This window comes from Cellulosimicrobium cellulans (genome assembly GCF_042723955.1).
GTDB lineage: Bacteria > Actinomycetota > Actinomycetes > Actinomycetales > Cellulomonadaceae > Cellulosimicrobium > Cellulosimicrobium cellulans_H.
In genome coordinates, this window is the sequence record NZ_JBHXIC010000014.1 from 50,289 (window position 1) to 57,234 (window position 6,946).

At 74.0% G+C, this 6,946-nt stretch carries 9 protein-coding genes; 5 read left to right on the plus strand and 4 right to left on the minus strand.

The window, feature by feature from the left end; genetic code table 11:
* Positions 1 to 132: 132 nt before the first annotated feature.
* The 3 genes from ACFWH7_RS06115 to ACFWH7_RS06125 are packed head-to-tail and all read right to left on the minus strand — an operon-like array spanning position 133 to position 4,078.
* Positions 133 to 699 (minus strand): hypothetical protein, encoded by a 567-nt coding sequence (locus ACFWH7_RS06115; protein ID WP_378215577.1) that lies wholly within the window; start codon positions 697 to 699, stop codon positions 133 to 135.
* A complete protein-coding gene (locus ACFWH7_RS06120; protein WP_378215578.1) occupies positions 696 to 1,172 on the minus strand; it encodes a pyruvoyl-dependent arginine decarboxylase in 477 nt (158 codons plus the stop codon). The genes ACFWH7_RS06115 and ACFWH7_RS06120 overlap by 4 nt, the downstream gene beginning before the upstream one ends.
* A complete protein-coding gene (locus ACFWH7_RS06125) occupies positions 1,169 to 4,078 on the minus strand; it encodes a response regulator (RefSeq protein WP_378215579.1) in 2,910 nt (969 codons plus the stop codon). The genes ACFWH7_RS06120 and ACFWH7_RS06125 overlap by 4 nt, the downstream gene beginning before the upstream one ends.
* Positions 4,079 to 4,148: 70 nt before the next feature.
* On the opposite strand from ACFWH7_RS06125, the gene ACFWH7_RS06130 reads away from it, so the two are divergent.
* The 5 genes from ACFWH7_RS06130 (at position 4,149) to ACFWH7_RS06150 (ending at position 6,212) form a co-directional block, all read left to right on the plus strand.
* Complete coding sequence (locus tag ACFWH7_RS06130) at positions 4,149 to 4,544, plus strand: response regulator (RefSeq protein ID WP_053370333.1); 396 nt, start codon at positions 4,149 to 4,151, stop codon at positions 4,542 to 4,544.
* A complete protein-coding gene (locus tag ACFWH7_RS06135; protein ID WP_378215580.1) occupies positions 4,532 to 4,885 on the plus strand; it encodes an Hpt domain-containing protein in 354 nt (117 codons plus the stop codon). The genes ACFWH7_RS06130 and ACFWH7_RS06135 overlap by 13 nt, the downstream gene beginning before the upstream one ends.
* 109 nt (positions 4,886 to 4,994) lie before the next feature.
* Positions 4,995 to 5,279, plus strand: coding sequence for a hypothetical protein (locus ACFWH7_RS06140; protein ID WP_378215581.1), 285 nt, complete (start codon positions 4,995 to 4,997; stop codon positions 5,277 to 5,279).
* A gap of 170 nt (positions 5,280 to 5,449) precedes the next feature.
* On the plus strand, positions 5,450 to 5,704 hold the full coding sequence (locus tag ACFWH7_RS06145) for a helix-turn-helix domain-containing protein (RefSeq protein ID WP_082140876.1): 255 nt from the start codon (positions 5,450 to 5,452) through the stop codon (positions 5,702 to 5,704).
* Positions 5,705 to 5,783: 79 nt separating this feature from the next.
* Positions 5,784 to 6,212 (plus strand): (deoxy)nucleoside triphosphate pyrophosphohydrolase, encoded by a 429-nt coding sequence (locus ACFWH7_RS06150; RefSeq protein WP_378215582.1) that lies wholly within the window; start codon positions 5,784 to 5,786, stop codon positions 6,210 to 6,212.
* 43 nt (positions 6,213 to 6,255) lie between these two features.
* Here the strand turns inward: ACFWH7_RS06150 and ACFWH7_RS06155 are convergent, their stop codons facing one another.
* On the minus strand, positions 6,256 to 6,843 hold the full coding sequence (locus ACFWH7_RS06155; protein ID WP_378215583.1) for a P-loop NTPase family protein: 588 nt from the start codon (positions 6,841 to 6,843) through the stop codon (positions 6,256 to 6,258).
* Positions 6,844 to 6,946 lie beyond the last annotated feature (103 nt).

A 6,946-nucleotide genomic window follows, 5' to 3' on the forward strand; every position in this document is an offset into this window, starting at 1 on the left:
TGTGGAGCAGGGGGCGGGTCGGCCGCGCGGCGGCCCCCCCCCCCCCCCCCCCGGCGGGGGGGGGGGGGGGGGCGGCCGCGGGGGGGGGGGGGGGGCCGCCCCCCCCCCCCCCCGAGCCGCGCGCCGCGAGGATCAGCGGAACGTCGTGGCGTAGTAGGTCTGCTGGTCGACCGTCTCGACCCGGACGTCCTGCGTCCGCTCGAGATGACGGCGCAGGTTCTCCGCGAAGCGCAGCGAGTCGTCGTTGAACCGCGAGACGTCGTACGCGCACACGACGCGGTGCGCGGCCAGGTGCGCGACGAGCGCGTCGATCATGTCCATGAACGTCCGGCTGGCGCGGCGGCCCGGGTGGGCGAGCGTGAAGCCGATGTACCAGACGGCGCCCCGCGCGGCGTGCTCGGGGTACCGCGCGGCGAAGAACTCGGGGCTCACCCAGGGTACGGCCGCGAGGTCGGTCGCCAGGGTGGTGAGCCCGACCGCGGTCCCGTCGTGGTCGTGGGCGAGGAGCTTGAGGACCCGGGGGTCGCTCATCTCCTCGTCGAACTCCTCGCGGTGCAGCACGTGGCGGGCGGCCGCGCGCGTCCGCAGCGGCTCGAACGCCTCGAGGTAGAGGTCCCAGAACCGGTCGGCGAGGTCGCCGTCCACGGCCTTCTCGAAGGTGACCGCGGCGCGCCCGGCACCGGTCGCGGGGCCGGTCACCGCTCCGCCCCGTCCCAGCCCTGGCGGCGGTAGGCCGCGACCACGACGGAGCACACCGGCAAGGTCTCGCACCGCACGCCGGCGACCCGTCGCCCCGCCGGGCTGAAGCGGTGCCCGCGCGTGGCGGAGAGGTCCTCGAGGCTGAGCGTGAGGTCGAGCTCGAGCTGCTCGTGCGACGGCGCCTCGTGCTCGACGAAGAGCCCGGCACCGCTCCCGTCGTCCCGGAGCGACCAGGCGACGCCGGCCCACGCCTCGTGGCCCGGCATGACGGCGTGCGCCTCGGCGTAGACGCAGTAGAGGAGGTCGCCGTGGTCGCCGTACCCCTGCTCGAGCCGGTCCACCTCGACGACCCGGGTCCCGGGCGGGACGACCGAGCTCAGCCGGACCAGGTTGAAGTCGCCGACACCGGCGTCCACGAGCGCGGCGTCGAAGGCCGAGAGCTCGGTCCTCCCGGTGCCGGTGCCATGGCTCACGTAGATGGTGGGGCCCCGGGGCGCCATTCGTCCTCCGTCCTCAGGCTCGCGCCTGGTCGTCCTGGCTCGGTGCTCGTCCGGCCCGCGGCCGTGTCCAACAGCTCGAGCACGGGTTCCAGCAGCTTCTCGGGGGCGGTGCTCCCCTTGCGCAGAAAGACCGTATCTCCCAGCCGGAGTCCCGCACGCTGGCGCGCGTCGAGGCGCGCCCCGCTGTACACCACCAGCGGGACGCGGCTCAGGCGTCCGTCCCGCCGGAGCGCCGCGACGACCTCGCGCCCGGCGCCGTCGGGGAGCGCGAGGTCGAGGACGACGAGCGCGGGCTCCTCCGGCGTGGCGAGCACGTCATGCGCCTCCCGGACGCTCCGCGCGAGGGTCACGACGAGCCCCGCGCCCTGCAGGAGGGCGCGCAGCACCTCACCCAGCTCCGAGTCGTCCTCGACCACGAGGACGTGCTCGTGGTGCGGGCGCAGGGCGATGACCTCGCGGACGGTGCGCTCGAGCTCGGCGGGAGCGACCGGCTTGACGAGCCACCGGTCCGCGAGCGACGCGGTCGTGACCGCCTTCGAGGGCTGCGACCCGGAGACGATGACGACGGGCACGTTGGCCGTCGCGGCGGTACGGCGGACCCGGTCCAGCACGCTGTGCCCGTCGCGACCCGGCATGGCGAGGTCGAGCACGACGGCGGCGGGCCGGGCGGCCTCGATGGCGGCGAACGCCTGCGCGCCGTCGGTCACCCCGACCACGTCGTACCCCCGCGACTCGAGGACCGACCGGAGGACGTCGACGACGTACAGGTCGTCGTCCACCACGACGACGCGCGGCGGGTGGTCCGCCTGCGGCACGGCCGGGGGGAGCGTCGCACGGAAGGTCGAGCCCGTGCCCTCCCCGCTGCTCTCGGCCCAGAGCCGTCCCCCGTGGCGCTCGACGATGCTCCGCGAGATCGCGAGGCCCAGGCCGCTCCCGCCCCGCTCGCGCGAGTCGGACGCGTCGACCTGCTCGAACCGGCCGAAGACCGCCTCCAGCTTGTCGGGCGGGATGCCGCGGCCCTCGTCCTCGACCTGGAGCTCGACGAGGTCGCCCGCGCCCCGGGTCGACACGCGGACGGTCGTCCCGCGAGGTGAGAACTTCACGGCGTTGCTCAGCAGGTTCGTGAGCATCTGCACGATGCGGTCGCCGTCGACGCTCACGACCTCGTCGGTGCGCTCCTGCACGATCTCGACCCCCGCCTCGCGCGCCAGCAGCCCGACCTGCTCCGTGGCCGTCGTGACGAGGTCCCCGACGCGGTGGTCGGCGCGTTCGAGGGGAGTCGTCCCGGAGTCCATGCGCTCGATGTCGAGGATGTCGTCCACGAGCCGGTTGAGCCGCTCGCTGCTCAGGCGCGCGACGTGGACCATGCGTGCGGACCGCTCGGGCAGGGGGCCGAGCGTCCCGCTGTCGAGCAGGCCCAGAGCACCGCGGATGGAGGTCAGCGGCGTCCGCAGCTCGTGGCTCACCACGGAGACGAACTCGTCCTTGAGCCGCTCGACCTCCCGGCGGTCGGTGATGTCGCGGAAGACGACCACCGCTCCGAGCGTGCGGCCGTCGTCCTTGAGCGGGCTCGCCGTGACCTCGACGGGGACCTCCGACCCGTCCCCGCGGAGGTAGACGTCCTGCTCCGCGACGGTCGTGACGCCGTCGCGCACGGCCTCGGTGACGTAGCAGGACTCCGCGGGGTAGGCGTTGCCGTCCGGGTCCGGCGCGTGGAAGAGCGCGTGCGCGTCCTGCCCGATGAGCGCCTCCTGGCTCGCGCCGAGCGTCCGACAGGCGGCGGGGTTGACGAACGTGACCAGGCCGTCGGGGTCGACGCCGTAGATGCCGTCGGCGACGGACTCGAGCGTGCGGGCGCGCTCGCTCGCCAGGGCGCGCAGCTGGGAGGTCCGCTCCTCGACCCGACGCTCCAGCCCGTGCAGCAGCGACTCGTTGTCCGCGACGACGAGCACCTGGCGTGCGACGACGGCGACCAGCACGACGACCCAGAGGGCGTTGGGCGCCCACGAGACGCCCGTCGACGACTGGGCGACGCGGACGAGCGCCGCGGCGAGGAACAGGCAGAACGTCACGGTCGTGCCGAGCACGGCGGACCCCTCGGCCGGCTCGTCCGCGACGGGGCTCCCGGACGCGGTCCGGTGCCGCGCGGCGAGAGCGATCATCAGGTACCCGCCGACCCAGCCGACGTCGATCGGGCTGCCGAACGTGAAGGTCCCGTCGGCGGAGAGCAGGGCGAACGCGACGTCGGCCACGGCGTAGAGCACGAAGCCGCTCCCGACGAGCACGAGGGGCACCCGCTCGGACGCGCTCGACCGGGTCATGACGAGGACGGCGAAGGTCGCGAGGAGAGCGTCCACCACCGGCAGCAGGTAGGCGGTCACGGCTGCGGAGCCGGACCCGGACCCGGCGTCCGGGCCGATCGTCACGGCGTACAGGGCGATGTACAGGACGGACCCGCCCACGACGACGCTGTCGAGCAGCATCCGGCCGATCTCCTTGCCGCGCGGGCGCACGGTCGGGAAGAAGGCCAGGCCGACGACGCCCAGGAGCAGCGCCGTGATGTACGCGACGTCGCCCGTGGTGGGGTCGGCGACCAGCCCTGCGTAGAGGTTCCCCACGAGGCCGATCGCGCCGCCGATGGACAGGAGGCTCCATGCCCGCCGCCGCCGTCCCGTCGAGCGTGCGGCCCGCCAGCCGCAGCTCGCGGCGGCGGTCGCGCCGGCGACGACGATGGAGACCTGCGAGATGCCGCGCCGGGCCGACTCGTCGAGAGGGCTCGCCAGCAGGACGACGAGCAGGACGAGCAGCGCGCCGACCACCCAGCACCAGCGGACGAACGGGTCGCGCACGCGCTCGGCGTCCCCCCGCTGTGCCTCCATGCGTCGAGCGTAGGGGACCTCCCTGGCGCGCGCGCTGCCTGGCGAGCGCTTGTCCGCTAGCGTCGTGCTGATGGAGGCGGCAGGGGCGAGCAGGCGGCGGGTGGTCGTGATCGACGACGACCCGTCGATCCGCGAGGTGGTCGAGCTCGCGCTCCACGTGGTCGGCGGGTACGAGGTCCACGTCGCCGAGGACGGTGACAGCGGCGCGGAGGTCGCAGAGCGGGTGCTGCCGGACGCCATCGTGCTCGACGTCATGATGCCGGTGGTCGACGGGCCGACGGTCCTCGCGCGGCTGCGGACGCGTCCGGCGCTGCGCGACGTGCCGGTCGTGTTCCTCACCGCCAAGGTCGGGGCGGGCGAGATCTCCCGTCTTGACGGGCTGGGCGCGGCCGGGGTCATCACCAAGCCGTTCGACGCCCTCGACCTCGCCCCTCGGCTGGCTGCTCTCCTCGGGTGGTCGTCGTGACGGCGGCGTCCGGGGGAGAGGAGGACCGTCTCGACGGTGTGCTGCGCGTGCTCCGGGAGCGTGCGCGCGCCCGGAACGCCGAGCGGGTGGCGAACGTGACCCGACTCCTGCGGAGCGGGGCCGCGGGTGCGCCGACGCCCGAGGCGGTGCTCGAGGCCGCGTCCCTCTGCCACGCGGTCGCCGGTTCCGCGGGGACCTTCGGGGACGACCGGACGACCGTCGCCGCGCGCGCCCTCGAGACGGCGTTGCGCGCGGGCGAGCACCGCGCCGTCGGCCCGGCCCTGCACCGCCTGCGCGCGCTGACCACGGGCATGGGCGACGTCCGCGACCCCGGGTCTTGAGCAAATCCTGAGGTTCTCCTGCGGAGGCCGTGCGATTCCCTCAAGGGCGGCCCTCCACCGTGGTTCGTACGGAGGGGACGGTCCCCCCGGACAGGCAGGGGGTAATCCCATGATCGACACCGTGACGGCACCCGACCGCACGATCTCTCGCGAGCACCGCGGCCCGCGCGTGCCGACGCCGACCTATCTCTCGTCGGGTCCGCAGCACTCCGTCGACGCGGCCATGGCGGCCCTGAGCGACAAGGTCGAGCGCACGCTCCAGGAGGACCTCGCCCAGGGCATGGTTCCCACCGTCGAGCAGATGAGCGTGAGCGTCGTGGTGCGCCCGGTGGGGTCCGCGGAGGACTTCACGGCGGTCGCCCTCCTGCTCCTCTCGTACGCGCACGCCTCCTGACCTGGGCAAACGCGCACGATCCGGCGTTCTGCCCGACTCGGGACCGACGTCCTGAAATTCGTCGCGAGAAGTCGCGTCATGAATCGGCTCCTGCCCCATCCCTTCATGTAGCACCACACCGGAACTCGCCACGTGGGGATGACGTGACCGGAGAGCATCTGGAGGAGAACATGAGCACCATCGAGCTGGTCCGCCCCATGGCGGCCCCGTCGGAGCTGATCGCCACGCCGATCGCGCCGCTGACCCGTCGTGAACGGGTCGTCCTGTCGAACCTGTCTGAGGACGTCACGCTCGAGCAGATCGCCACCAAGCTCTTCGTCACGCGCAACACGGTCAAGTCGCAGGTCCGCAGCCTCTACCGCAAGCTCGGCGTCTCGACGCGCGCCGAGGCCGTGGCGTGGGCGCGGGCGGCCGGCCTGCGCTGACCGACGGCTCGACGGCCCGGGCGGGCCGTGGGCGTGACCGCGTCACCCGCACGACACGACGCCGTGCGACACTCCGCGTATGACTCTGCGCAGACTGGTGGTGGCCGCGGCGATCGTCGACGATCTCGTCGCTCCGCGGCTCCTGCTCAGCGCGCGGCGGTCCCGACCGCTGCACCTCGCAGGGCGCTGGGAGTTCCCCGGGGGCAAGGTCGACCCCGGGGAGACGCCGACCGAGGCGCTGCACCGCGAGCTGCGCGAGGAGCTGGGCGTCGCCGTCGAGCTCGGTGACGAGCTCGTGGGGCCCGACCACGGGACGTGGATCATCACGGACCGCCACGTCATGCGCCTGTGGTTCGCGCGCATCACCGCGGGGGAGCCGCAGCCGCTCGTGGAGCACGACGAGCTGGCCTGGCTCGACGCCGGGAGCTGGCTGACCGTGCCGTGGCTCGACGCCGACGTGCGGATCGTCGAGGCGCTCGCGCGCCAGGTGGCGGCCGAGGCGGTCTGACAGCGGTCTGACCGGTACCCCGTACCGGCGTCGTGAGGTGCCGTCAGGCGCCGTCGACGACCGGGAGCGCTGCGAGCCACCGCTCGACCTCGCGCCGCGACCGCAGCCTGACGACGAGCACGTCCGGGGCGTCCCGCCCGACCTCGGCGGGCAGGTCGCGGTACCTGTGGCGCGTCGACCAGGCCCAGCGGACGATGTTCTCGTCCGGCGCCCGGTACCACGTGCGCCAGAGCGGCGGCTCGACGTTGCCGTTCCACAGCACCTCGCGTCGGACCGACCGGCGCAGCGTCCGCACGACCACCTGCCGCATCGTCACGCGCGTCGGCAGGTCGAGCCAGACGACGACCTCCGCCCGCGCGAGGACGAGCGGTCGCGCGGTCGTGTACTGCCATTCGGTGACGAACGCGTCCTGCGCGACGAGCGCCCGGACGTCGTCGAGGAACTCCGGCCGCGGCGTCCACCCGGGCCCGTGGTGGAGCGCGTCGAGCTCGGTGTGCGGGATCCCCAGCCGAGCGCCGAGCCGGCGCGCGAGCGTCGTCTTCCCGGACCCGGACACCCCGGCCACGGCGATCCGCCGCGGCACGCGCCCGAGGCGCGCGACGACGTCGCCGTCCGGTCCGAGGGCGATCACCGGCCGACCCTACCGGCCACCCACACCCGTGAGTGGCTTTAAAAATTGCGGTGGAATAGCAACGGCCCCCCGAATTTTATGAACACCCGGGGGGGGGGGAGCC